The organism is Alteromonas sp. 009811495 (assembly GCF_028865455.1).
Lineage (GTDB): Bacteria > Pseudomonadota > Gammaproteobacteria > Enterobacterales > Alteromonadaceae > Alteromonas.
Genome location: NZ_CP113972.1, coordinates 784,057 through 808,332 on the forward strand (window position 1 = coordinate 784,057; position 24,276 = coordinate 808,332).

The window sequence follows — 24,276 nt, forward strand, 5'->3', positions numbered from 1 at the left end:
GATATGGTATCAACACGTAAGGTACACGAAGCCGATAGACCACCGTTTGAAGCGTGGTTAGACAGTTTAAATTTGACCGCTGAGACCAAAGAAAAGCTCACCGCGGTTTCAGATATTCCTGAGCGACTCCTTGTCGGTCAGGAAATGGTTGAAATTCTTTGTCAGCTCAACATGGACGATGCCACCCTTCAAGCAGCGTTAGTATTTCCATACTGTGAACAACATGCGTTAAGCGAAGACGATATCTTTGAGGAGTTTGGCGCTGAAATACGTGACCTCGTCGTGGGTGTACGTCGTATGGACGCGATAAAGTCGCTTCATGCGCGCAAGGTCAATGGTTCTGGATTTGCTGAAAAATCCGATGAGCAGCATATCGACAGCATACGACGTATGCTGTTGGCGATGGTGGAAGATGTGCGTGCTGTGGTAATTAAAATGGCAGAGCGCATTTGTGCACTTCAGCAAGTTAAAAAGGCTGATGAAGAAACCCGTGTTATGGTGGCCCGAGAGTGCGCAAGCATCTATGCGCCCCTTGCTAACCGTTTGGGGATAGGCCAGCTCAAATGGGAATTAGAAGATCTTGCGTTTCGTTACTTACATCCAATAACTTACAAGCAGATAGCCCAGCAATTAGACGGTAAACGTAAAGCGCGTGCCGAGTACATAGACACGATTGTTAGCGACCTACAGGGTTTGCTAGATAGTGAGCATATACGCGCCGAGGTGTACGGGCGGCCAAAACACATATTCAGTATTTGGAAGAAGATGCAGAAAAAGCGTCTTACTTTCGAGCAGCTTTTTGATATTCGTGCGGTCCGTATTATCGCTGAACGCCTGCAAGATTGTTATGCGGCATTGGGTACGGTTCACGCGAGTTACAAGCATTTACCTAACGAGTTTGACGATTATATTGCTACGCCAAAACCCAACGGCTACCAGTCTATACATACGGTAATTGTTGGCCCTGAGGGCAAATCGGTTGAAATTCAAATACGCACTCAGAAAATGCATCAAGATGCCGAGCTAGGTGTCGCCGCGCATTGGAAATACAAAGAGGGCAGTACGGGCAAGCAGTCTGGCTATGACGAGCGCATTAATTGGCTTCGCCGGATATTAGCATGGCAAGAAGAAGTGGCCGAATCGGGTGATTTGGTTGAAGAACTGCGCAGCCAAGTGTTTGATGATCGAGTTTATGTGTTCACACCAAAAGGCGACGTTATCGATTTGCCGCAAGGCGCTACGCCCCTTGATTTTGCATACTACATTCACAGTAATGTAGGCCACCGCTGCATTGGGGCTAAAGTAAATGGTCGTATTGTGCCCTTTACCTACTTGTTGCAAAGTGGCGATCAAATAGAAGTACTTACAGGCAAGGAGCCAAATCCAAGTCGTGACTGGATGCACCCAGGGCTTGGTTATGTGCATTCTTCTCGTGCCCGCGCCACCATTCACTCGTACTTTAAAAAGCAAGATCGCGATAAAAATTTAGCGGCGGGCAAAGAGCTGCTAGAGCGTGAACTTCAGCGCGCGCATTTGCCGGCAAAAGTGCCAGCAGAAGCATTTGAAAAGTTTAACTTACAAAGCGTGGATGACCTATACACGGCGGTAGGCGCCGGTGATGTGCGCGTTATGCAGGTGATTAACTTTATCCATCACCTGCAAGAGCCTGTTCAAGCCGAACCTGAAATAAGTCCGAAGGTGAAAACCCGAAAAACCGCAGCGGGCAGTGGTAAAAAAGACGCTGTTGTGGTGCAGGGCGTAGGCCACCTTATGAGTCAATTAGCAAACTGCTGCAAACCCGTGCCTGGCGAGCCTATTTTGGGTTACATCACTCAGGGGCGAGGTGTTAGCGTGCACAAGGAAAGCTGTGATCAGCTACAGCATTTGTTATCACAACACCCGGAACGCCAAATTGAGGTCAATTGGTCTGAAGAACTCAAAGTGGGTTTTGAAACTGGAATTGATATTTTCTGCCACGATAGAACGGGCCTACTGCGCGACATCACCACCGTATTGGCAAATGAAAATGTGCCGCTACTGGGTGTAAACAGCCTAAGCGATAAAAACAGACAAACCGCGCTTATTACAATCTCTATCGAAGTACAAGATTTAGACACAGTGTCTAAAGTACTTACGCGTTTACGACAGCTTAAAGGCGTGACAGATGCAAAACGAAAGCAAGCTTAAGGAAAACAAGCGCAAGGAAAGTAAACTTAAGCTTAGTGAAACCAAGCGGCTTCTTGCCATTATGGCGCAGTTGCGCGACAAAGAGTCGGGGTGCCCATGGGACGTGAAACAAACCATGGAAAGCTTAACGCGCTACACCATAGAAGAAGCCTACGAAGTGGCCGACGCTATTGCCAGCGGTGATATGGGCGACATTAAAGACGAGTTAGGCGATTTATTGTTTCAAGTGGTGTTTTATGCACAGATAGCCAAGGAGCAAGATGCTTTTTCCTTTGATGATGTGGCGCAAGGTATTAGTGATAAATTAGTGCGGCGACACCCTCATGTGTTTGGTGACACTAAAAGTAGTGATACGTTAAGTGATGCGTCGCTTAATGCTCAATGGGAAGCGATCAAAGCGCAAGAGAAGCGTGCAAAAAAAGCGACAAGCAACAGTGTTTTAGATAACGTACCCTCAGGCATGCCTGCACTTATGCATGCGCAAAAGCTACAAAAAGCATGTGCAAAGGTGGGCTTCGACTGGCCTGAATTAATGCCAGTTCTTGATAAAGTGCGCGAAGAAGTCGATGAAATAGCACAAGAGATACATATTGCATCAAAAAGCCAATCTACTGAGGCTGGCGACACATTACCCCTTAATCACGACGCCATAGAAGAAGAGATTGGCGATGCACTGTTTGCTATGGTCAACCTATCGCGTCATTTAAACGTGGATGCCGATACGGCACTTCGCAAAGCCAGCCACAAATTTGCAGCGCGTTTTAAGGGCGTTGAGCAATTGGCCCGCGAACAAGGTACTGAACTCGATACAATGAGCCTAGAGGAAATGGAAACCCTTTGGCAAACCATCAAGCGCAATAGCTAAACTATTGCGCGCTCAAGCAAGCCAACAAATTTATACTAAGAGCGTCACCTAGTTCACAAATAACGCGATAACCACACCACAAAACAAATAGCCGACACTGCAAAAACGGGTAGAGTGCGTATTTGCGCCTTCGTCAATGCGGTGCTTTTGGTTCGTTTCCACGTCATCATTACGCCCGTCGCTGATAGCGCGGTAAGTCCCAACCCGAAGATAAACCATATAGCTTTGGTGGCAAGCCCTCCAAAATACCCAAAATGAATGGGGTCGGCATACTCATTAATATAATTCGTCCATGCCATATTGTCCGGAGACTGCACAGCAATGACTTCGAGGGTGACTGGGTCGATATCGACCTTGTGCGCGCGGTCTCGCAAAAGCGGGTTGTCGCCGACACCTTTAAAGCGCAGTGTGCTTTTGGGTGAACTAGGGAACTGAATACTGGTGATTTGCCAGTTATCGATCGCACTCTCAGCAATCCTCACCGCTTTATCAAGCTGATGTGCTGAAATAGGGGCGTTGTACTTTTCGTGAATACTATGGGTTAATTTTGGGGCGGGTGGTTCAAACCGAGTGCCGCCGACCGCTGCGCCAAATTCAAATAAATACCACCAACTCGTTAAAACAATTATCACGACAAACCAAATTGCCCACAGCCCACATACTTTATGTAAATCGCTTAGTAGTATTCGAGGACCTTGGCGAAATCGCAATCGAGTGATAGCTGTTTTCCAATTGCGGGTGGTCTTCAGCCCCGTGTAGAGTGATATTGCTAAAATAAAAGCAAAGAAGGTGACAGTGGGCATGCCCAAATAATTAGGCATAAACAAATAACGGTGAAAATCTCGTAAGAGGCGTTGAACGGTAAGTAGCGGGATGTTGCCTGTAACCTCATTAGTATACTGGTCTACATGAATAAACCTGTCTTTACCATCTTCAAATTGCGCGCGTACGCGGTAGGTAAAATAATCGCTTCCCATTGTCGAGATAGACTTAATTTTTATCTCTGATGCATGGCGAGAAGCGGCATTATAAATCGCTGACCAGTTTGGTGCAGAGCCAGTATTACGGTTCTCGCTCGTCGCGCGCATTTCGTCGAAAATAAGCCAGTCTATTTCATTTGATATAGTGGCAAACGTCCCTGTGATTAAAATAACAAACATAACAGTGGCCAGCTGAAAACCAACCCATGCATGCAAGTTGTAGAGCTTTTTAAGATACTGACGCTCTCGCGTTCTAGACATGACAGTGACTCTGTTATTTACATCGCTTTGCGTTTAATAAACTAAAAGGCTTCGCAGCAAAGTACGTCGCCTTTTAACTTATGCCGCCTTACCACTTATAGGTAAATTCAACGAAGCCATTACGCGGGTTGCCAGGGAAGTGACCGGTACGTGACAAGAAACCAGACTCGGCATACTCTCTATCAAATAGGTTATCAATTCTAAACAATACGCTGTAGTTTTCGACTTCCCAGGTAATAGAGGCATCTGCCACAAAATATGATTTAACGGTTTGCCCAGACAAGCTCAGCTGTTCATCAACGTAGTTGCCGCCAAAAGCGAACGCAAGATCCCACTCAGGTACTTGATAGCGCGTCCAAAATCCTAACTGGTTTTCAGGGGCATTGGCAAATTGGTCTCCAACGCTATTTCGTATTGTAGTACCGCCATTGTCAGCGGTAATGCGTGCATCGTTATAGCTGTAGGCCACGCTCATGATCCAGTTTGGCGTAATGTCAGAGATAACTTCTATTTCTATACCGTCACTGGTGACTTCGCCCACAGGTGCAAGGTTATCGATACCGTCACCTTCAGGATCAAGACCTGTATTTTGCAGTAGGTTTTGACGTTTGATTTGATACACCGCCATGCGAAGTAACGTCGTTTCGTCGAACAACTCGGCGTTCACACCACCTTCAATGATTTCACCTGTGGTGGGTTCAAAGGGCCCTCCTGCTTGTTGAGTCTGACTTGTTACAGCTTGAGGTTCATAAGAGTCAGCCCACTGACCATATAGTGAGATGGAAGGGGTGACTTTATAAATTGCTCCCAAACGATAGGTAACGTTGTTGTCATCGAACGCAGTGCCATTTGAGTCGTCTTCAAATGTGTCATAGCGCACACCGGTAACAAGCGTAAATTTGTCCCAAGCAAGTTCATTAAGTACATATGCACCGTTGCGCACCTGTTCTGTCGTACGTGGGGATCTAAACTGCACATCATAGTTGCTAGGTTGAGACTCACCGTAGTTAGGAGAGGTCAGCCTAAGCGGAATAATGTCTGAGTCCAGTGAAGTTCCCGCTAAATAGCGCTCTACAAAATTGGCGCTAAATGCAGTACCACCTAACAATGCATCTTCAGTGCCCTTATACAAGTCAACACCAAAAGCAGTACGTTGATTAGCGTTAAACACCGTTCCCTCGTAGACAAAGTTTGCCGCGAAACTTATCTGCTCTTGTTCACGTAGTTGGTCTCTGAATTCTCTACCGACCAGATCGATTGCACCATCTCCGTCACTATCAATTAATGCACGGGGCTCGTGATAGTTTTGCTCTTGCTCATTATCAATATAGCGAAGCTTAGTGTCGTAACTCATTGATGATGTTACTTGGCCTTCAAGTGATAGCTGTACAACATCTGATCGTAGATTCAAGAAGTCGCTGGCTTCATTGTGGTTCCAAGCGCGGTCAGTTAAGAAGTTTCCTGCGTCATCTGTGGGCACACCACGCAGTCGATTACCATCGAGATCTTGCGAATAATGCGTATATTGAGCAGTGAACAAATGATTGTTTAAATCATACGAATAGCCTGAATCAAAAATAAATACTTCGCTTGCGCTATTGTCGCGATAGGTATCTTGCTCTTCGTAAAAAACACCTAAACGTCCGTTTTGATTGTCGCTTAACGCACCGGTAATTTCGCCTGAGCCACCAACGCGAGAGTGCGAGCCTGCAATCGCGCGCGCATTGGCGCTGAATTCTGACTGTGGTTTTTTGGTCACATAATTGAATAGTCCACCTGGCGCGCCAGCACCGTAAAGCATGCCAGCAGGGCCTTTTAGGAAGTCGAGCCTTTCAACATTGAACAGTTGTGGCACGTTGAAGCCCACGTAGGGGTCGCCGCGTAAACCGTCAAAGAAAATTTCTTCTTGTCTAAATCCTCGGGCGGTAACGCCTGCATAGCTAAACTGGCTAACGCCAGCAATATTTCGATAAATATCCTTAGCGTTTCTTGCACCTTGGTCACGAATAAGGCTTTCGTTGATAGAGGTAATTTGCTGCGTTGCATTTAGTGCATCGACACTGAGCTTACCTGTGGATGATTCTCCGTTGCGATAAAGGTTTAACGCCCGGCTAGTCACGACAACACGCTCTACCTCTTTAGCATTTGCGTTGTTGGCTTCTTGCGGTGTGTTTTGTGTTGTAGTTCCGCTTTCTTGAGCAAAGGCGTTGGTTGTCAGCGCGGCGGTAATAACTGCAGCTATATACTTCATTGATACTACTGTCCAATATCTAACGTTAACAAAGGGGTTAAAGTTGGCTCTTAAACTTTAGTATAAATGATAACTGTTATTATTTTCATTTTCTATAGTGTATTGGCTCAGAATCGTCAATTAGTATTAGCGATTTCTTTTACTGTTTGATTTGTCGCAATGCACACAGCAGTGAAATAAGCTATGGTTAACAATGTACTCGTAAAAACACTTTTTATTGCAGCAAGTTGGCAATATCGTTATAAAAAGTTAAGGGCAAGCTGTTGCTGCAGTGAATGGCATATTCTTGGTATGTAAAGTCTATGAGAAAACCGTTTTATCTTTTGTGTGGTTTTGTACTTACTTCACTTGGAGTGGTTGGCGCATTCTTGCCTGTTATGCCAACAACAGTGTTTCTTATCGGCGCACTTTATTGTTTCACACAGTCTTCGCCGCGCTTGGAGCTATGGCTAGTAAGTCATCCTCGATTTGGCCCTTCTTTGCAGGCGTGGCGGCGTCATGGTGCGATTTCTAAAAAAGTGAAGTGCATTGCCTGTTGCAGTATGTTGTTAAGTTTCGCGGGGCTGTGTTTATTTGCTTCTATGCCGTTACTTGCTTATATCTGTGTTGCAATTTTTATGGGATGCGGCGCGTATTTTGTACTCACGCGCCCAAGTCTTGTTGTTCATTAGCGAGCAACGGTGTTATCGATTTCGACCTAAGCGTTCATGGCTACTCACCCATTCATCTGCAACGACGGCGGAGCCTAGCGACAGGTCACCACACAACACCGTGGCGGCAACAATTTCTGCGAACTTGTTCACGCTGCCTTTGTCGCTACAGCCTAAAACACTTAAGCATTCATTTTGGGTGGCAAGGCCCGTGCCCCCACCATATGTGGCGACAATCAATGACGGGATCGTAACTGAAAAATAGTAATCGCCTTGGGGCGTAATTTCTGCAAAAGTAAACCCTGCAGAGGACTCCGCTACGTTCGCCACATCTTGACCGCAAGCAATAAATAGCGCGGTTACACCATTTGCAAAATGAGCACCATTACTCACACTTCCCGCCATCATGGCCCCCATATTGGAGTACTGGCGCTGCTTATAAAGCGCTTCTGGCGTGCAATGCATTATATCGGTAACCAGTTGACGAGGCAGGGTCACTTCAGCGACTACGCGTTTCCCGCGAGTATGCAGTGAGTTAAGGTGAGAGTGCTTTTTATCTGTGTCTAAGTTAGCGGCTAGCACAAAGTGATCAATGGGGGCAGGGTAATTCGCCATGATCCATTCACAGCCCGCTTTAGTGGCTTTACTTACCATGTTTTGGCCTGCGGCATCACCACAGGTAAAGTTTAATCGTAACCAGCGTAGTTTAGACACTGCGTGCTGTTCGATGTCGCGCAAGCGCCCAACGCTTGTTGTCGCATCACACGCTGCTTTAATGCTTGAAAAATGTTGTTTTACCCAGCTACCAAAAGCGAGTGCTTCGCGAGCGTCTTTAAAGGCAAACATAGGAGCGCGCTGCATGGCGTCATCAATTACTGTGGTAGTAACACCACCGGCTTCACGCGTAAGGCGCATGCCACGGCTATAACTGGCAACCAAGGTACCTTCTGTAGTGGCCATAGGCACATAAAACTCACCGTTAGCGTGTTCTCCATTGATGTGCATAGGACCGGCAAAGCCCACTGGTATTTGTGCAACGCCCGTGAAGTTCTCAATATTTCCTTCGAGCGTTTCTTCTGGCACAGAGTAGTGCCCAGTATGGGTCAATGCTACACCTGTCTGAGCTTCGATAAAGTCGCGACGCGTTTGACTCATTTTTGCGCTGTGATCATTACTCTTTGTACGTGGGATCTTTGCCATCTGCTTATTCCATTTACATACACTGTACTCATAGTAGAAGTGATGTGGATAGAAGAGAAGCGATTGACTTTTATACACATAGATAAGTTGTGTGAATAAGTTGTTAATGATGGTGGCTGGCGCGTTATGTGCGCCAGCTTACAAACCCCCTATACCTATAAAGCGTGTTACTTAAAAGGTAACTGAGAGTTTAATTAGAGTTCAGTGCTCAGCTTTTCTTGTAGCTTCGCAATTTCTTGTCGCCGCATTTTGTCGGCCAAAGGTCGGTTTGGTTTTTCAGGGGCATTTTTTGCTATATCAAGGTGCTTTTGTGCTTTTTTAAATTCTTTTTCATCAAATAAAAATTCTGCGTAAAAAAAGTTCTGATCCATACCTTGGGGGTTTACCTCTAAAGCGCGTTTAAACAAAGCTTCTGCTTTTTTATCACTACCAAAACTGACAGGCCACCCCGGCACTTTATGATAAAGCGCGGCTAAAACGGTAAGTGCAGTACCTTCCAATACACGTTCATCTTTTTCAATAGCTTTCTCTAGGTTGTCTTTGGCGCTTTCTGCATAGTCCAATGCGCCCAACCCGCCTTTGGCACTTGCTGTACTTGATTGCGAAATGGCTAGCCACGTAAGTGCTTGCGGACTGTTTGATGTCAGTTCGGTTAAGTTCTTGGCTTGGTCTATAAGACGTAAAAACGCGTCAAGTTGTGCATCGCCTTCCATCTCATAGTTTACTGTTGCCCATTGATGCTGAAGAGACAATAAAGGTGCCCCTTGGTCCTCGCCATGTGCCATAAGTGATAACGATGCAATACCTAAGAAGCCCAGGCGTTTTAAATACGTTGTTAACATGAAAACGTTCCTTAAAAGAATAAAAGGTGATGAAAAAGTGCGCTAAATGCGCCTAAGTTCTTTGAAAGAGCGGTAATTTAGCGATTCTTTAAAAGAAAAGCGACTATGTCTTGACATTAACGTTGATAATGCTGATGTGAAGCGTACTGGGAGAGGTAACACGCTCGCAATAGCAGTATTGCGAGCGCTTTTGAATTTAAGGTTGCTATTAGCTTTTTTGAGCTAGCTTGGCTTCAAGTCGAGAAATTTCTTGTCTTCTTCCTAAATCTGCAAGTGGACGCTCTGCTCTTGCTGGGGCTTGCTTTGCTTTAATGGCATAAACGCGTGCTTGAGCATACTCACCATTGTCATAGAGAAATTCGGCATAGAAATAATTGGGGTCAATCCCATTTGGGTTTATTTCCAAAGCGTGTTTCAACAGCTTTTCGGCTTTTTTGTCATTGCCAAAGCTAATCGGCCAACCAGGCAACTTATGATAGAGCACACCTAAACTTGTCATGGCTGAACCTGCTAACGCATTTTCGTCTAATCGCATGGCCTGTTCAAAGCTCTTGCGCGCGGCTTTGGCATAATCTAAAGCGCCTAGCCCGCCTTTAGCGCCTGCAGTGCTTGATTGAATAATTCCTTGCCATATTATCAACTCTGGATTGTTGGGATCTTCACTAACAAAAAACTTCGCTTTTTCAATAAGCGCGGCAAATGCTTTTTCTTTCTGCTTTTCCTCTACTTCGTAGTTGATGTGTGCCCATTCATGCTGAAGCATAGAGAGGGGAGATTGTATCTCTTGTTGCACTGAAGAAGGCGACATATCGCTTGCTGACGGCCTTGCGTTATCTTGCGCAAGTGCATAACTCATTGCGCCTAAAGATAATGTAATAAGCGTCATTCGGGTTACAGTAGTTAAATGTTTCATAATGTTCACTCCGGTGTTAAACCAACTTACTGGATAAGTCGTTGGCATTTGTCACAGTATCGATGTGCGTGTTCTGTTCACTTTTGCTGAATGTGTGGCGTTTAATAATGGGTAGCTTTTTGGCTAATGCGTTATCGACAATATTGGGTAAAATGGCATTTAATTTGGCGAAAAAGCGTTCTGCAAAGCCAATGCTTAGTCGCGCTTTGTTTTGCTCGAGTGCTTTAACAAGTGCTTGTGCTACAACATCGGGTGTATCAACGTGATTACCCAGTGCGTTATTGAGCGCTACCGCTCTCTCGTCATTTATCGCCGTAGACGTTGCTCTTGGTGCTACATAGTGAAATCGAATATTACTGTTGTGATATTCACGATGAAGGGCCTCAGTCCACCCTTTAAGCGCAAATTTGGTTGCGCAGTAGGTGCTATGCGCAGCAAAACCAATACTGCCGAAAGCAGAGCCAATATTGACGATATGCGCATGAGGGCGTCGCTCTAAAAGGGGAAGCAGCGCTTGGGTTAGCAGCATTGGAGAGAGTAGGTTAGTAGTCACCACTGATTCGATAGGGGCATCACTGAATTGGCCGACATGGGTTGTGCCAGCATTGTTTATCAGCATACTCACTGGTAATCGCTCGCACGTGTGAATCAGTTTTTCTCTGCCTTCACAATGCGAGATATCCGCCGCTACAATGGTATGTTGATGTTTGAGCGACTGTTGCAGCTGTTTGAGTTTTACTTCATTTCTGCCCGTTAAGATGAGATGTGCACCTTTCTCATCAAGTGCTTTAGCAATGGCATGTCCAATGCCGCCACTAGCACCTGTTACGAGTATTACTTGATTTTGCCATTGAATAGTCATCACGCTTTACCTTGAGTTAACCCTATAAAAAGAGTGCTACACACGTTACGCAATCTGTGCAATAGGACGTAAACCGTGCTCAGGAGTAAGTTCACGGAAAATATCCCCATACAAGCGATAAAACATTTTGGCGCTGTGAATGATCATGGCTTGTTCTTGAGGGTTTACTATTTGGTTCATTAACCCTTCAAAGAAAACGATGTGCTCTTGGTCAAGCGCACCATGTGAGGTTAAATACTTAAACGCAGATCTAGGCAGTGATAGTTTATCTTTAATTTGCATTGCTGCAGCATCTGCCAGCGCAATACTAGTGCCTTCGAGTACAAACACCATGCCGAAAAAATAAAGTGGATTTTTGCGTGCAATGGCATCAAACGCATAAGCGACCATAAGTTCAGTCGCAGGTGCAGGTTGTCCATTTCGAGCTTGTTCCTTATCGACACCACACGCAGCTAAGTCGTTTAAAATCCACTCTTGATGACCCATTTCTTCTTCAATATATTCGCCAATGGCTTCACGCAGCCACTCTTTGTCTTCGCTTAATTTAGCGCCTGTAGCCATAAGAAGCGGTACAGTAAATTTAACGTGGTGATACGCTTGTTGAAGAAACGCAATGTAATCGTCAAGGGAAAAGTCGCCATTAAAACAACGTTGAATTATTGGTGCCTGTAAAAACAGGTTTCTAGCTTGCTCAGTACTTTCTTGAAGTTGTTGATAAAAAGACATTATTTACTCTCCAAAGGTGATCGTTTGGGTCGCACAAGATTCAGGATGCGTACAGGTTTCAGTGTGCGAGATAAATTGAGGGTCGCGATACAGCCCAGCTATTGTGCCGCTGTAGTGCGTAATCACATCGTCGCGCTTAATCTTGCCAGTTTGGGTTAACAACCCGTTTTCTGGCGTAAATGGCGCAACCACATCAAAGTTTTCTATTTGGGCATAGTCGGGCAATTGTTGGTTAATCAACGCAATGGCTTTATGTATTCCATCAATGGATATGTGAGTCGATGCAGGGACAAGCAAAGCAACACAGTGTGGACGAGCTTCACAGAAGACGACCACTTGGCGCAGTACGCCACTTCCCATCAACAGAGACTCAATCCATTCAGGCGATACGTTTCTACCTGCGCTGTTCACCATGATGTTTTTCTTACGGCCACTGAGAGTTAAGACGCCATCCTTTATCAGGCCTAAGTCTCCGGTTCTGACGTGCGCGGGGTAAAAGCTTTCTACTTGATTGAGGTACCCCAAAAAGTGGTTGCCCGTTATAACCACTTCGCCGTTATCTATATGAAGTGCATTGTGCCCGAGTGCTTTTCCTGCCGTGCCTACTACATTGCATTGCCCCGTGTTAAGCGTAGAGACTGAAACGGCTTCTGACAGACCATAGCCTTCATAGACGGGTAGGCCTTTAGCTTGTGCTTGTGCCAGCAGCACAGGTGATACATGTGCACCGCCTACGGCGATAAACGACAACGACGAAGGTGGGACCCAACCTTGTGAGCAGGCATGAAGCAATACCATAAGTAACTCGGGTACTAAAATAACCGACGTTGGTTGGACGCTATCAATTAAGCCAATTAGCGCTTGTGGGTTTACAAGACGGCTACCTTCAAAGCCTCTAGCACTTGCTGATGCAAGTTGCACAGTGCCACCGTGAAGCAATGGGGCATAAACACCGGCGATATTTTCAAGTAACGTTGATAGCGGAAGCAGGCACAAGTGGTTGACATAGTCTTGTTCAAAAGCCTTGCTTATTGACTGAGCAACTTTCCATTGAGATTCACTGGACAAGCACACACCTTTTGGTGCGCCAGTGGACCCCGATGTGAAGGTGATTTTATGAGTGCCGTTGGGCATACACACAGATGTTGTGTCAGAAGTTAGTGCATAGCCAACAATATCGACACTTTTACACACGCGTTTCATCGTAGTTGACGCGAAAGCAGGGGTTTCAGCATCTGTTAGTAGGTACTCACACTGGCTTTCGCTAAGTATGTGTTGCTGCTGTTGCTCACTGAAAAAGAGTGGGAGAGGCACACAGCACGCTTCAGCTTGCTGGCACGCAAGGTCAGCGACTATCCAAGCGAAACTGTTGTCAAAAGCAATAGCGATACGGCTCACATCATTGGTTGTGATCCAATTTGCGAGTTGCGCGATGGCATCTTTAAGTTCGCGGTAGGTTAACGACTTTCCATGATGCTTCAGTGCAACAGAAGCATCATCACCGGTTAAGTACGTTTCAAGCAACATGAGACGCTCCTTTTTGCGGATAAGCCAAAGCGCTGCGCAGCTGAAGCTCGCTATCAGAGCTTGCGATGAGTCCAACCGCTTGCTGATAGTATTGACGAAGAGAGCTGCTGCGCATGACATGGTGAGTAACTTCTTGAAGAGACAACGCCATAACTTGCGGCGCAGTGTCATAGTAGGTGCCCCAATCATCGCGCTCAGCTGTGAGTCTATTAACGTCAGCGTTCGCTAATGTAGTAAGCGAAATACCTGCACCCTGTAATAGTTGTTGCACTTGAGTTGTTGCACTAAACACAAGATATTTTTTGCCAATTTGCGAGAACAAAAAAAATAATGAAAGTAACAAGGGCAGCGTGTAACGCGATGCGCTACTAAATAAGTTACCTACTTCAACAATGTCGCGTCTTTGCGCAAAAATCTCCTGGGCCTCTAATGCGACTTCAATAGGGCTATCTAGATATTGCTCAATGAAAAGTGCGTGATGCGTATTGTGAGTAGCACTGCACCTAGCGCCAACAGCTGCCTTTATTCCGTTAACTTCAAGTGCAAACAACATAGGCATGAACGAACTAATATGTGCGTCATAGCGGGTGGCGAAACCATTAGCGATAAAGGTTTCAATATTGTGTCTAGCTGGATGCGTAAGGCTAGCTGTAATGAAAGCTAGTGATGGGCGCCGCTTTTCATGTTGACGAGTATTCTTATCATCACATGAGTTGGGTGCTACTGATAACGTAAGGCTCATACATACACTCTGGTGTTCTTCGATGGTATGAGTATTGATGCGCTACCTTAAGAGAACCTTAAGTTAACGCTTTTTTTTAAATTAATAGATATTTTTTGACTCGCTTTTCGCATTGGTATGTGCGAAAAGCGAAGGCGGTTGTGTTTATTTCCTCAATGGAAGGTAGGTCCGTCTGAAGATAGTGTGCAATTTGAATGCGCAGCTATTGATGGAATGAGTAGCCATTCATCTCGATGTGCAAAACCCAATGGGATTGATTTTTCTAAATCGACACATTGAAAATCATAGTCCTTAGGCGCTAGCAAAAATCGAGAAGGGTGTGCGTTAAGCCACGCCCATGCAGTGCCATTCTCTATGTCTTTTGGAGTATGGTAGCCAAAATGAGTAAGTGAAAATGGCGAAAACAGTAAATACTGTTCCTTAAAGTCAACAATACCTACCATTGATTCTTCTTTTGGGGCAGCCTCGTTTGGTGAAAGGTGACTTATTTGCATCTGAGCACGATGTAAAAGGTGCGTTGGTGTACGTATATCATTGAGCGCCCAAGCTCCTAGTGTTGATGGGATAACTGTTATCAATATTAACCATGCAACGATATGCTTAGAAAAGCGTAAACCTTGCACTGCGACGGTGAGTGTACCTAGTAGCAAACAAATGGCGGCAAGTGTGTTTATTGTAATTACATCACTGTGATAACGTGAAATTAAAGTACTTACAGTTTGGTCACTGAGTAAAAACATTGCACCTGCTGCGACTAAAAGCAGTGATGGTACGAGTGTGATTATGCGTCCAATCGTCTCTATGGTTCTTGACATTCCCCCGCGAGATAATAATAAACCTGCAATCATGGCTACTGCCGGAAGTGCGGGCAACACATAAACACCGCGCTTTCCCGGACTATAACTGAAGAATATCACAACTAACACCGCCCAGAATGCTAGTGCGAAGAAGGCAGGATGTTCGTTTAACGCGAGCTTGAGCTCTTTTCTTTTTAAGACCAGTACAACAATCGACGGCAACCAAAACAGTGGAATGACTTTTACAATGTAGTAATACCAAGGCTCAATATGATGCCACGCATTTGCATATCGCTGAGCCGTTTGCTTAAGTAAAATGTTAGACAAGTACTGCTGTATCATAGGATCTTGTTGATACACGCCCAAATAAAGCACAGGGCCAAGCCAAACGAGTATAACCGCTAGCATGATTAAGGGGCCGAATAACGCGCGTTTTTCCCATCGTTTTGATGGAAGTTGGTGCTTAAACGCTAAAAAAGAAAAGGGAATAAAGATTAAAACCGGCAGAAAGCCCACACCCTTAGTAATGATACCAAGGCCCATGGCAGCCCAAGCCATGTAGTACCAGCGCCAGCTTTTTGCGATACAAAAATGGCGCACAAAACCATAAACACCAACCCAGATAAAACACGCTACCAACGCATCAATTTGCGCAAACTTTGCTTGGATCACAAATTGTGGACTTAACAACAACAATAGCATGCTGAATATGGCCGTTTTTTCGTCGGCGAGCGCGCGCGCTAAACGATAAGTAAGTGCCAAGGTTATCAGGCTCGCAATAGCACTTGGTAGAAGCATTGCGACGCTTAAACTGCCTGTCATAAGGTAGAACAGCGCAATACACCACATAAAAATAGGCGGTTTGTCAGGGTAAATTTCTCCACCGCGCATAGGAATAAGCCACTGACCACTCGTCACCATTTCTTTAGCAACAAGTGCAAAGCGAGGTTCGTCAGGAGGCCAGGCGTCGCGAACGCCAATGCCTGCAAAAATAATGACTGTTGCAACCACGAAAAGGATGATAGCAGTGCGGTTATGAGCAAACGCAGATGTCATTGCGCCTGCTCCTTTCGCGTATAGCGAGACAACGATAATATCAAAAATACGCTAATGACTAGACCAGCAATGTGAATAGGCTGTTCAACAGTACTGATGTAGCGAGAACCACTTCCTAGCAACGAAAAAAGTACTGTTTGTGGAACAAAGCCTAGGGTACTTGCTGTGATAAAGGGTATGAAGGGCACTCGACATGCGCCTGCAATAACATTGGTTGCAACATTAGAGCCTATTGGAAAAAGTCGAACCATAAGCACAGTTCGAAAGCTGTTATCTACAAGTTTTTCTCGCAAAGGCAACAGTTTACTTGCATACCCATTTGTCTTAATGAGCGGTGCAAGCAGCTTGTTAAGCGGACCGCGTGCCATTAAATAGGCTGCGCTTGCAGACATACACGTAAGTAATAACGCGACGAAACTGCCTTCAATAGCACCAAAGCCAACCCCGCAAAAAAAGCTAACAGCTTGCCGGGGAATGCCCAGTGTCATTAACACGACAAACGCACCAAGAATCAATAGTACTTCGCGCGTACTAAGCTTCGCGATATACGATGTTAGCCAACTCGGATCGCTACTGTGGGCTAGAACGTCAGAAGTTAGCTGAAGTGATAAATAGCAAAGCACTGAAATAAATACTAAGCCTATGAAAAAACTAAGGGGCGCGTTAAGCTGAAAATACTTATTTTTCATAAGTGAATGTCTTATTGATGGCGTCGAGTCGACTTCGATACATTAGCCACCTTACGCCGAGCATATCTATAATGCCTGCCCACCCTCTATTCCAGGCATTATAATTGGACTGTCCTTCAGTACGCGCACGGTGATTAACAGGTACACACACTATATTGCCACCCAATCGCTTAGTCAGTGCAGGTATATAACGATGCATATGGTCAAAATAAGGAAGCATCAGGAAGGTTGCGCGTGGAAGCAGCTTTAAACCACAACCTGTATCAGGTGTATCATCTTGTAGGATCCACTGCCTTACTCGGTTGGCCACTTTAGACTGCAAGCGCTTCCAGTGGGTATCTTGTCTCTTTTGGCGATGTCCAATGACACAAAAATGCGCCCCTTTTTCTTGTGTGGCCTTTTCTATGAGTCTTGGGATATCTGCTGGATCGTTTTGTCCGTCGGCGTCTAATGTAACAACCCATTTTCCTTGGCTAGACAGCACACCATGATACACCGAGGTACTCTGACCGCAGCTATAAGGGTGTGTAATTACTTTGCAACTAAGGGGGAGGGAGTCTGCTAATGACAAAAGCAATGTCGTCGTGTCGTCATTGCTGCCGTCATCGACGACCACTATTTCAGTTTGTTCGGTGTTGACGGATTGTGCAATTTCTCGTAGCAGCAAAGGCAAATTTTTGGCTTCATTTTTTGCTGGGAGTACTACGCTGACTTGAATCTGATGCATAGGGATAGAATAGTAAAGTGACTATGCCCAGTACTGTAAAAAGGAAACCTTAAGAAAAGCTTAAGGCTTCTTAATTCTATAAATCAAAATTCATATTCGAGTGACATACGTAATGTATGATCCTTGCTATCGCCATTGAGCCCAGCAATGAAACCGAGCTCCCATTTTAATTGTTTTTGTCTGTCGAAGCGTTTTATGCCCATAAAGGCCGGTCCAACACCTATATAGTCCTCGGCCACATACATCTCAATACCAGGCTGTACTTCAGGGATCCAGCGATAGCGGAACTTTGTTTTGAATTCACCTTCCCACTCGTTAGCTACGGTTTCTCCCCACTCATATACCAAGCTTACATTGGTCGTTAGACTGAACTGACCCAATTCTTTTTCAGTGAGAATGCCCGCTTTCGCTGCCCAGTCATCGGTATTGTGCTGCTTTTCTAATTCAAATAGGGTTCCCCAATCAGCCCAATACCGCCCTTGCTCGGTCACCATCCAACGCAGTTCAAGTTCGTAAGATTCCAAACCAAAATCTTGGTTTTCATCGCGTGCACCTACAACGTAGGCTTCTAATATGACAAATTCAGAAAGCGCATGTCCAAATGAGAAGCGTTGCATTAACACATTCCCGTTGTCATTTTGACGTGAGGTTAGGCGCCATTCGAATTCGCGTTCAAAAGGTAAAACGTAAGGTTGGTAGACTCTATCAACGGTGAAATTGTCAGCACTCGCGGCAAAGGTAGCAAGCACAGAACACATCATTAAAATAAGGCGTTTCATCGAATACCCTCCACGTGTTGCCACAGTGCAGGAGTGTGCTTTTTCAAAGCCGCAATGGCGTTAGGCACAGCCAAGGATAATAAAAATAACATCATGTAACTCATTGATGGTGTGGCTTCGTAGCCAATTAGAGCGTTCAATAAATGCCCGTATTCGCTGTTATCACTAATAAGGTGACTGCTGTTCCAGATTTGTTTTGACGTAGGCAAGATATCGATTTGTTCAAGGAGAAGGGCTACATTCGCAACTTGCGCGGCCACAAATAGTGTCGTGAAACAAAACATTACTTTGGCGCCTACAAAATGTGTAAGGGCAATGTTTAGCAAAATAGCGATACTAATACTGATCCCCAAGCCAATTGTAGTGCCAAGAATCAGCAACGAACTATCACTATTACGGGTTAGCTCGGACACAAAATACACCATAAAATGCAGGCTGTTAGGAAGTCCAATACCAAGCACAAGTAGTGTAATACCTAAACTTACTGTGCGTCCTTTTGAATATGGGAATATCGCTAGCATACATATACCTAACCATGCGCTGACCAATAGCAGAGATTTCAGCAATTCAAACCCTGCACCCTCTGCGAGTTCAGAGATAACGCCAAGATATGAATACATAATAACTGCTGTCACAAGCATTAAACCGACGCGCCATACTAGTGAGAAACGAGGTACACCCGGCAATGCAATGAGTACACTGAGCAACAGAAAGATTGGCAGCGTGTCGCGCAAAAAAAGTACCACGGTATTAATCAGCATCGCGCACCTCTTCATGTGCTTTTACGACAACTTTACCCACAGCACTGTTGGGGTGAAATTCACCAAAGAATGGGTATTCACCTGGTTTCAAAGGGCCGATATAAATGCTGCCTTTGCTGTTGGCGAAAATTACTTTTTCTCTGTTAAGCGAAAAACTATCAATTTCCTCTGGCGTATCGTCAAAGTTGATAAAAGTAAGTCGTACTTTTTTTCCTGCAGGTACCACAACATTCTGAGGATAAAAAAGGTGGTTTTTTATTTCTACCACCACTTCAGGAAGCGCATATGCACGAGGAGACGCAAACGAAAACACACCGGCTAAAATAGCGAGAGAAGTTTTAAAGTAAGAGTTCATTGTTAAACTCCACTTTTACTTCAAGGCCGCCTAGCTCTGCATCATCAAGTACAACTTTTGCATCATGCAGAGCAACAATTTGCGAAACTATGGCTAAGCCCAAACCACTTCCTGTCGTCGCTTTGGCTTGGGTAGCGCGGTTGAAACGCTTTAGTACACTTTCTCGTTCACTACGCGGAATTCCAGGGCCAGAGTCTGCGACACTTAATACTACCGTGGAGGCCAGTCTTTTTATTCGTACAACTATTTGTGCCCCTTCTGGTGAGTAGTTGCTGGCGTTCGTAATTAGGTTCTGTAGCAAGGTGTACAACATGAAGTGAACGCTGTTTAACCAAATCTCATCGCCCTCCAAAGCAATGTCTTGCTGCTTGGCTTCTATTTTTCCATAGAGATCACTAATCACTTCTTGGGCTACAAAATAAAGATTTACCGGCTCTTTTTGCTCTACGAAGGTTTCTGGGCTGGTGCGTGTTAGTAGCAAGAATTGGTTTACAGCGTGGATCATTCTGTCGGTATCGCGTTGCAGTGTTTGAAGCTGTTTGCCGTTTTCCCCCAGCTCTTCTGCAATATTATGGATATTGATTTTCATCACACTGAGCGGGGTGCGCAGTTCATGTGCAGCATTAGAGGCAAACTGTTGCTCTCTTTCAAATGCCGCGCTTAGTCGAGTAAACATTGAATTGAGTGTGGATACAACCGGTTTTAATTCGCTTGGCTCCCTATCTAAAAAGATAGTGGAAAAATCATTCCCCGTTCGCTTTGCCAGTTGTCGAGAAAGCTGTTTAAGTGGCGAAAGACCCCAAGTGATCCCTAAAAATAAAATAATGGCGAGAAGGGGGACACTTATTATAAAGGGGGTAATGGAAGCAACCGTGAGCGCATCGGTTAACACAAAGCGATTACTCAATGGTTGAGCTACCATGTACCACTTTTCCTCGCTTTGTAAATAAGCGGTGTATACACGCCATCGCGTTCCAAGCACATTCTTTTCAGAGAAACCGTTTTTGAATTCAGAAAGCGGTGTTGTTAACGCACTATTTGAGCTTTTTATTAAGGTATCGTTTTGCCATATCTGGAATAATAAGGTGTGCTCGTTACCTGATGTTCCACTATCAAAAGATGCAATGGCGCTATTTAGCGCAGTTAGTTCATTATCCAATAGGGTAGTGGATATACCTATAGTAGCGCGATAGCCGTGTAGTGCTGCAATAAATACAATAAGCACTAGTGCGCTGGTAAGCGTTAAGATAAGAAAGCGACGAATTGACGTCACGTTAGTCCCCAGACTTGGATATACAATATCCAACGCCTCTTATAGTACGAATGAAGTCATCTGGCATTTTCTTTCGCAAATGACTGATATGCACTTCTATAGTGTTACTGGCCACTTCTTCACCCCATTCATAGAGTTTGCTTTCAAGTTGATGCTTACTCAGTATTCGACCTGCGTTTTCAATCAGCGCTTTTAAAAGCATGAGCTCTCGACGAGGGAGGTGTACGTTGCTTCCATCAATAGTAAGTGTGTGGTGGGTTGTATCAAGACTAACGTTTTTTACTGTAATCACGCTTTGTGAAGCAGTGCCAAGTCGTCGCTCTAAAACGCGGAGCCGAGCTAGCAACTCGTCAATTTCAAAGGGCTTAGGAAGATAATCGTCTGCACCTGCATCTAACCCTGATATCTTGTCTGAGGTTTTATCTCGCGCGGTAAGAATCAAAACTGGCAAGGTGGGATTAGTTTTGCGGATACGTTTAAGTACGCTTAACCCATCTTGATCTGGAAGCCCAAGATCGAGAACGACTATGTCGTTTTGTGCAGCACGGAGCGTATTAAGAGCGCCAGCACCGTCATACACACAATCTATTACATAGTTTGCCTTACTCAATGAGGTTGTGAGTGCACTGGACAATGGCTTGTCATCTTCTACCAAGAGTATGCGCATAGTATTCCTACAATTAGTCGGTAAATTAAGGGTATACCAGAAACCTTAAGAAAACCTTAAGGTTTTTTATTGGGCATCTGCTCAGTTGCTATTCGTTTCGTCACGTAATGCTTTAATTGCTGAACTTGCATGTTTGTCCCACTGCGCGTAGTCAAGGACATAAGGAATGGCGGGGTTTTTTAAAGCATGGGTTGTTCGTGACGGTGAATCTACAATTAATGCTGCTTTTTTATGACCTTCCTGCGCTTCAAATAATGCCGACAGTTCGCCGTTTTCTAACAGGCGTATCAGTCCAATACGTAACCGATTAGCAAGTGCAGTATTTTGAGGACTGACAAAAAAGTACTCGTAACTTGGATATCGAAGAATATGGTTTTTTTCCAATATAATGTTTTTATCAGCGTGACGCGCTAAATCGCGATGTACCTCAATAACGTTGCGGGGAAACCCGTCGACCAAGTCTCTTTCGACCATAGAGAACATCGATTGAAACCATAAACTCCAGTCTTCGCCTGAGACCGTGTATCCATTATGTTCTAAAATCTCAAGGTCGGGCCAATCATCGCCCTGTACTAGCGTCATTGATTTAAGCTGATTTATATCGATATGGAGAGGAAAGTCCAGTTGACGCTTAGGGTTAATAACCAATACCCGGTGACCGGCAAAACCTTTTAAAAGTGGCAGTTTTATCGCGATAAGTTTTTGCTCACGAGTGCGATTAGTAACGCTCCACATAATATCGGCATCACCGTTTATTAATGACACCAGTTGTCGACTTTGACTCATAGGGTGGGGATGCGGAGCGATTGATGTTGTACCGAGTTCAGGCGTAATATTAAGCGCCGCTTGCAAAACGGCAATATGGTAGTGCCCGTAGTCACTGTCAGCGAATGCTCGGGTATAGATTATTTCGTCTGCTTCCTTTGCCTGCGAAATACCTATGCATGTTGAAAACAACCATGCACAAAGTGTAATGCAGAAAGCGTTTTTCATTTTTATTTTTGTTTAAAAATACAACACATCAACCCTACACCAATTTTTAAACCAAGTCACCGATGTTCGTTGAAAAATCATCCTATTTTTTTGGTTTTAGGGGTTCGCATTTGCGACAATTCCTGTATAATTCGCGCCCTGCCCAGTTACGCCCACCTTTGGGAAGGTGGAAGAATCAGCCGGCTCGAAGGGGTCATTGTGTTGATTTTAAGGTGATTTCTGGTGTTCAGAAATCAGTAACGACGATATTATTCGGGTGAATTTGAAAATGAAAACTTTTGTTGCTAAGCCAGAAACGGTACAACGTGACTGGTATGTGGTAGACGCCACAGACAAAACTCTAGGCCGTTTGGCTTCTGAAATCGCACTACGCCTTCGTGGTAAGCACAAGCCAGAGTACACGCCTCATGTGGACACTGGTGATTACATCGTAGTAATCAATGCTGAGAAAGTTGCGGTAACAGGCCGTAAAGCGCAAGACAAAATGTACTATGCGCACTCTGGTTACCCAGGTGGTCTTAAAGAGACAAACTTTGAAAAACTAATTGCTCACAAGCCAGAAATGGTTATTGAAAAAGCAGTTAAAGGCATGTTGCCAAAAGGCCCTCTAGGTCGCGCAATGTTCCGTAAAATGAAAGTTTACGCAGGTGCAGAGCACAAGCACACCGCACAGCAACCACAAGTTTTGGACATTTAAGGAGCTATTAACATGGCAGATACTCAATACTACGGCACAGGCCGCCGCAAAAGTTCTACTGCTCGTGTGTTCCTACGTCCAGGCACAGGTAGCATTAAAGTAAACCAACGCGCTCTTGACGAGTACTTTGGTCGTGAAACAGAGTGCATGGTTGTTCGTCAGCCACTTGAACTTGTTGAAATGACTGAAAAGTTTGACGTATACATCACTGTTAAAGGTGGTGGTTCTAACGGTCAAGCGGGTGCAATCCGTCACGGTCTTACTCGTGCTCTTATGGAGTATGATGAGGCACTACGTCCAGCACTTCGTAAAGCTGGCTTCGTTACTCGTGACGCACGTCGCGTTGAACGTAAGAAAGTTGGTCTACACAAAGCGCGTAAGCGTCCACAATTCTCAAAGCGTTAATTTTTACGCTTTTTGTATTGCAAAAACCCGGCTTATGCCGGGTTTTTTATTATCTCAATCTGCACAACTTCAACGATTTATACCGCTACATACCCCACAGCGCTTAGCGCTAGTTAAAATAACAAAGGTTTAATTTCTGCCGTGTTTTACCTCAAAACAACAGCAAAACCTTGATTTGCGGTATTTCCCACTTTGATCCTAAATAAAGTTTTCAATTAAATTGTCGCTTAAATATCAGTAAAACCTTGTGTTTATAAGGGCTTTTCTTTTATCATTTGCGGTCGAAAATTTTGTAAAATTTCGTGAATTCGTAAGCTAGTGAAAATTCACTGTTACGTCGCTTTCATGACAAGCCATATGATGCTACGACACAAGCGAGATAAAACCAGTATAAGCTTGTGTTACACATCATAATTATCCAAACCTGGAGAAATGTGGATGAGCAATGTATCTGTAGATGCAACAGAGTCTGCACAAAACGATAACCAGCCAGAAAACAACACTCGTCGTCGGTTCTTGACCGTTGCCACGTCGGTAGTTGGTGGTGTAGGTGTTGTTGGTGCTGCTGTGCCTTTTATTGCGTCCTGGAATCCAAGCGCCAAAGCAAAAGCGGCTGGTGCTGACGTTGAAGTAGATATCAGCGGGATTGAGCCTGGACAGTTAGTACGTGTAATGTGGCGAAGCAAGCCTGTATGGATTGTACGCCGCACGCCAGAAATTCTTGAAGAACTAGGCACGCACGAAGATAAGCTGAAAGATCCTAACTCTGAAGCTGAGCAGCAACCTACTTTTGCTCAAAACCGTTTCCGTTCAATGAAAGAAGAATACCTCATTCTAGTGGGTATTTGTACGCACCTTGGATGCTCTCCACAGCACCTTAAAGATGGCGCTTTCGAAGAGGTAGTTGAAGGGGTTCCAGATGGTTTCTTCTGCCCTTGCCACGGTTCTAAGTTTGATATGGCAGGACGTGTATTTGAAAACGTACCGGCACCATTAAACCTAGTTGTGCCGCCTTATCAGTTCGTTAATGACACAACTGTTATTATCGGCTCAGAAGCGGAGGTTGTTTAA

At 44.8% G+C, this 24,276-nt stretch carries 24 protein-coding genes; 6 read left to right on the top strand and 18 right to left on the bottom strand.

Annotated elements, in window-relative coordinates; genetic code table 11:
* Positions 1-3: 3 nt before the first annotated feature.
* A complete protein-coding gene (gene relA / locus OZ660_RS03510) occupies positions 4-2,187 on the top strand; it encodes a GTP diphosphokinase (RefSeq protein ID WP_274742573.1) in 2,184 nt (727 codons plus the stop codon).
* The gene (mazG, locus tag OZ660_RS03515; RefSeq protein ID WP_274742574.1) at positions 2,165-3,052 is read left to right on the top strand and encodes a nucleoside triphosphate pyrophosphohydrolase; all 888 of its coding nucleotides are present in this window, start codon (positions 2,165-2,167) and stop codon (positions 3,050-3,052) included. The genes relA and mazG overlap by 23 nt, the downstream gene beginning before the upstream one ends.
* A gap of 53 nt (positions 3,053-3,105) precedes the next feature.
* Here the strand turns inward: mazG and OZ660_RS03520 are convergent, their stop codons facing one another.
* Both OZ660_RS03520 and OZ660_RS03525 read right to left on the bottom strand, forming a co-directional pair.
* Complete coding sequence (locus tag OZ660_RS03520) at positions 3,106-4,293, bottom strand: PepSY-associated TM helix domain-containing protein (protein ID WP_274742575.1); 1,188 nt, start codon at positions 4,291-4,293, stop codon at positions 3,106-3,108.
* 88 nt (positions 4,294-4,381) lie between these two features.
* Complete coding sequence (locus OZ660_RS03525; protein ID WP_274742576.1) at positions 4,382-6,544, bottom strand: TonB-dependent siderophore receptor; 2,163 nt, start codon at positions 6,542-6,544, stop codon at positions 4,382-4,384.
* Between the two features lie 302 nt (positions 6,545-6,846).
* Between OZ660_RS03525 and OZ660_RS03530 the strand changes: the two genes are divergently transcribed.
* Complete coding sequence (locus OZ660_RS03530; RefSeq protein WP_226432860.1) at positions 6,847-7,215, top strand: YbaN family protein; 369 nt, start codon at positions 6,847-6,849, stop codon at positions 7,213-7,215.
* A gap of 12 nt (positions 7,216-7,227) precedes the next feature.
* Here OZ660_RS03530 and OZ660_RS03535 read toward each other — a convergent pair whose 3' ends face one another.
* The 16 genes from OZ660_RS03535 to OZ660_RS03610 form a co-directional block, all read right to left on the bottom strand.
* The gene (locus OZ660_RS03535) at positions 7,228-8,394 is read right to left on the bottom strand and encodes a hydroxymethylglutaryl-CoA reductase (RefSeq protein ID WP_274742577.1); all 1,167 of its coding nucleotides are present in this window, start codon (positions 8,392-8,394) and stop codon (positions 7,228-7,230) included.
* 194 nt (positions 8,395-8,588) lie between these two features.
* Positions 8,589-9,236: a hypothetical protein gene (locus tag OZ660_RS03540; protein WP_202263689.1), complete on the bottom strand. Its 648-nt coding sequence runs from the start codon at positions 9,234-9,236 to the stop codon at positions 8,589-8,591.
* A gap of 208 nt (positions 9,237-9,444) precedes the next feature.
* The gene (locus tag OZ660_RS03545) at positions 9,445-10,044 is read right to left on the bottom strand and encodes a tetratricopeptide repeat protein (protein ID WP_446698963.1); all 600 of its coding nucleotides are present in this window, start codon (positions 10,042-10,044) and stop codon (positions 9,445-9,447) included.
* 121 nt (positions 10,045-10,165) lie between these two features.
* On the bottom strand, positions 10,166-11,011 hold the full coding sequence (locus OZ660_RS03550; protein ID WP_226432864.1) for an SDR family oxidoreductase: 846 nt from the start codon (positions 11,009-11,011) through the stop codon (positions 10,166-10,168).
* A gap of 45 nt (positions 11,012-11,056) precedes the next feature.
* Complete coding sequence (locus OZ660_RS03555) at positions 11,057-11,737, bottom strand: TenA family transcriptional regulator (protein ID WP_274742579.1); 681 nt, start codon at positions 11,735-11,737, stop codon at positions 11,057-11,059.
* Between the two features lie 3 nt (positions 11,738-11,740).
* Entirely contained in the window at positions 11,741-13,264 is a 1,524-nt protein-coding gene (locus tag OZ660_RS03560) for an AMP-binding protein (protein WP_274742580.1), read from the bottom strand.
* Positions 13,254-14,006 (bottom strand): thermostable hemolysin, encoded by a 753-nt coding sequence (locus OZ660_RS03565; RefSeq protein ID WP_274742581.1) that lies wholly within the window; start codon positions 14,004-14,006, stop codon positions 13,254-13,256. Before OZ660_RS03565 ends, OZ660_RS03560 begins: the two co-directional genes overlap by 11 nt.
* Positions 14,007-14,158: 152 nt before the next feature.
* A complete protein-coding gene (locus OZ660_RS03570) occupies positions 14,159-15,859 on the bottom strand; it encodes an ArnT family glycosyltransferase (RefSeq protein ID WP_274742582.1) in 1,701 nt (566 codons plus the stop codon).
* Positions 15,856-16,548 (bottom strand): TVP38/TMEM64 family protein, encoded by a 693-nt coding sequence (locus OZ660_RS03575; protein ID WP_274742583.1) that lies wholly within the window; start codon positions 16,546-16,548, stop codon positions 15,856-15,858. The genes OZ660_RS03570 and OZ660_RS03575 overlap by 4 nt, the downstream gene beginning before the upstream one ends.
* Entirely contained in the window at positions 16,538-17,275 is a 738-nt protein-coding gene (locus OZ660_RS03580; protein ID WP_274742584.1) for a glycosyltransferase family 2 protein, read from the bottom strand. The genes OZ660_RS03575 and OZ660_RS03580 overlap by 11 nt, the downstream gene beginning before the upstream one ends.
* An 83-nt stretch (positions 17,276-17,358) precedes the next feature.
* The gene (locus OZ660_RS03585; protein ID WP_274742585.1) at positions 17,359-18,054 is read right to left on the bottom strand and encodes a hypothetical protein; all 696 of its coding nucleotides are present in this window, start codon (positions 18,052-18,054) and stop codon (positions 17,359-17,361) included.
* On the bottom strand, positions 18,051-18,815 hold the full coding sequence (locus OZ660_RS03590) for an FTR1 family iron permease (RefSeq protein WP_274742586.1): 765 nt from the start codon (positions 18,813-18,815) through the stop codon (positions 18,051-18,053). Before OZ660_RS03590 ends, OZ660_RS03585 begins: the two co-directional genes overlap by 4 nt.
* Positions 18,805-19,170: a cupredoxin domain-containing protein gene (locus OZ660_RS03595; protein WP_202263711.1), complete on the bottom strand. Its 366-nt coding sequence runs from the start codon at positions 19,168-19,170 to the stop codon at positions 18,805-18,807. The genes OZ660_RS03590 and OZ660_RS03595 overlap by 11 nt, the downstream gene beginning before the upstream one ends.
* On the bottom strand, positions 19,154-20,443 hold the full coding sequence (locus OZ660_RS03600; RefSeq protein WP_274742587.1) for an ATP-binding protein: 1,290 nt from the start codon (positions 20,441-20,443) through the stop codon (positions 19,154-19,156). Before OZ660_RS03600 ends, OZ660_RS03595 begins: the two co-directional genes overlap by 17 nt.
* A 1-nt stretch (position 20,444) precedes the next feature.
* Positions 20,445-21,110, bottom strand: a complete 666-nt coding sequence (locus OZ660_RS03605; RefSeq protein WP_274742588.1) for a response regulator — start codon at positions 21,108-21,110, stop codon at positions 20,445-20,447.
* Positions 21,111-21,191: 81 nt separating this feature from the next.
* Positions 21,192-22,103 (bottom strand): hypothetical protein, encoded by a 912-nt coding sequence (locus tag OZ660_RS03610; RefSeq protein ID WP_274742589.1) that lies wholly within the window; start codon positions 22,101-22,103, stop codon positions 21,192-21,194.
* Between the two features lie 268 nt (positions 22,104-22,371).
* Here OZ660_RS03610 and rplM point away from each other — a divergent pair, with 268 nt between their 5' ends.
* The 3 genes from rplM to petA all read left to right on the top strand — a co-directional run bounded on the left by rplM (position 22,372) and on the right by petA (position 24,276).
* The gene (gene rplM, locus OZ660_RS03615) at positions 22,372-22,800 is read left to right on the top strand and encodes a 50S ribosomal protein L13 (protein WP_014948329.1); all 429 of its coding nucleotides are present in this window, start codon (positions 22,372-22,374) and stop codon (positions 22,798-22,800) included.
* Positions 22,801-22,812: 12 nt separating this feature from the next.
* Positions 22,813-23,205 carry a 30S ribosomal protein S9 gene (gene rpsI, locus OZ660_RS03620; protein WP_014948330.1) on the top strand — a complete coding sequence of 131 codons (393 nt, stop codon included), beginning with the start codon at positions 22,813-22,815 and terminating at the stop codon, positions 23,203-23,205.
* Positions 23,206-23,643: 438 nt separating this feature from the next.
* Positions 23,644-24,276, top strand: coding sequence for a ubiquinol-cytochrome c reductase iron-sulfur subunit (gene petA, locus OZ660_RS03625; protein ID WP_159623936.1), 633 nt, complete (start codon positions 23,644-23,646; stop codon positions 24,274-24,276).

Bases quoted from the DNA above. Each gene is read 5' to 3' on its own strand.
- relA (WP_274742573.1), top strand. From the start codon at position 4: ATGGTATCAACACGTAAGGTACACGAAGCCGATAGACCACCGTTTGAA.
- mazG (WP_274742574.1), top strand. From the start codon at position 2,165: ATGCAAAACGAAAGCAAGCTTAAGGAAAACAAGCGCAAGGAAAGTAAA.
- OZ660_RS03520 (WP_274742575.1), bottom strand. From the start codon at position 4,293: ATGTCTAGAACGCGAGAGCGTCAGTATCTTAAAAAGCTCTACAACTTG.
- OZ660_RS03525 (WP_274742576.1), bottom strand. From the start codon at position 6,544: ATGAAGTATATAGCTGCAGTTATTACCGCCGCGCTGACAACCAACGCC.
- OZ660_RS03530 (WP_226432860.1), top strand. From the start codon at position 6,847: ATGAGAAAACCGTTTTATCTTTTGTGTGGTTTTGTACTTACTTCACTT.
- OZ660_RS03535 (WP_274742577.1), bottom strand. From the start codon at position 8,394: ATGGCAAAGATCCCACGTACAAAGAGTAATGATCACAGCGCAAAAATG.
- OZ660_RS03540 (WP_202263689.1), bottom strand. From the start codon at position 9,236: ATGTTAACAACGTATTTAAAACGCCTGGGCTTCTTAGGTATTGCATCG.
- OZ660_RS03545 (WP_446698963.1), bottom strand. From the start codon at position 10,044: ATGTCGCCTTCTTCAGTGCAACAAGAGATACAATCTCCCCTCTCTATG.
- OZ660_RS03550 (WP_226432864.1), bottom strand. From the start codon at position 11,011: ATGACTATTCAATGGCAAAATCAAGTAATACTCGTAACAGGTGCTAGT.
- OZ660_RS03555 (WP_274742579.1), bottom strand. From the start codon at position 11,737: ATGTCTTTTTATCAACAACTTCAAGAAAGTACTGAGCAAGCTAGAAAC.
- OZ660_RS03560 (WP_274742580.1), bottom strand. From the start codon at position 13,264: ATGTTGCTTGAAACGTACTTAACCGGTGATGATGCTTCTGTTGCACTG.
- OZ660_RS03565 (WP_274742581.1), bottom strand. From the start codon at position 14,006: ATGAGCCTTACGTTATCAGTAGCACCCAACTCATGTGATGATAAGAAT.
- OZ660_RS03570 (WP_274742582.1), bottom strand. From the start codon at position 15,859: ATGACATCTGCGTTTGCTCATAACCGCACTGCTATCATCCTTTTCGTG.
- OZ660_RS03575 (WP_274742583.1), bottom strand. From the start codon at position 16,548: ATGAAAAATAAGTATTTTCAGCTTAACGCGCCCCTTAGTTTTTTCATA.
- OZ660_RS03580 (WP_274742584.1), bottom strand. From the start codon at position 17,275: ATGCATCAGATTCAAGTCAGCGTAGTACTCCCAGCAAAAAATGAAGCC.
- OZ660_RS03585 (WP_274742585.1), bottom strand. From the start codon at position 18,054: ATGAAACGCCTTATTTTAATGATGTGTTCTGTGCTTGCTACCTTTGCC.
- OZ660_RS03590 (WP_274742586.1), bottom strand. From the start codon at position 18,815: ATGCTGATTAATACCGTGGTACTTTTTTTGCGCGACACGCTGCCAATC.
- OZ660_RS03595 (WP_202263711.1), bottom strand. From the start codon at position 19,170: ATGAACTCTTACTTTAAAACTTCTCTCGCTATTTTAGCCGGTGTGTTT.
- OZ660_RS03605 (WP_274742588.1), bottom strand. From the start codon at position 21,110: ATGCGCATACTCTTGGTAGAAGATGACAAGCCATTGTCCAGTGCACTC.
- OZ660_RS03610 (WP_274742589.1), bottom strand. From the start codon at position 22,103: ATGAAAAACGCTTTCTGCATTACACTTTGTGCATGGTTGTTTTCAACA.
- rplM (WP_014948329.1), top strand. From the start codon at position 22,372: ATGAAAACTTTTGTTGCTAAGCCAGAAACGGTACAACGTGACTGGTAT.
- rpsI (WP_014948330.1), top strand. From the start codon at position 22,813: ATGGCAGATACTCAATACTACGGCACAGGCCGCCGCAAAAGTTCTACT.
- petA (WP_159623936.1), top strand. From the start codon at position 23,644: ATGAGCAATGTATCTGTAGATGCAACAGAGTCTGCACAAAACGATAAC.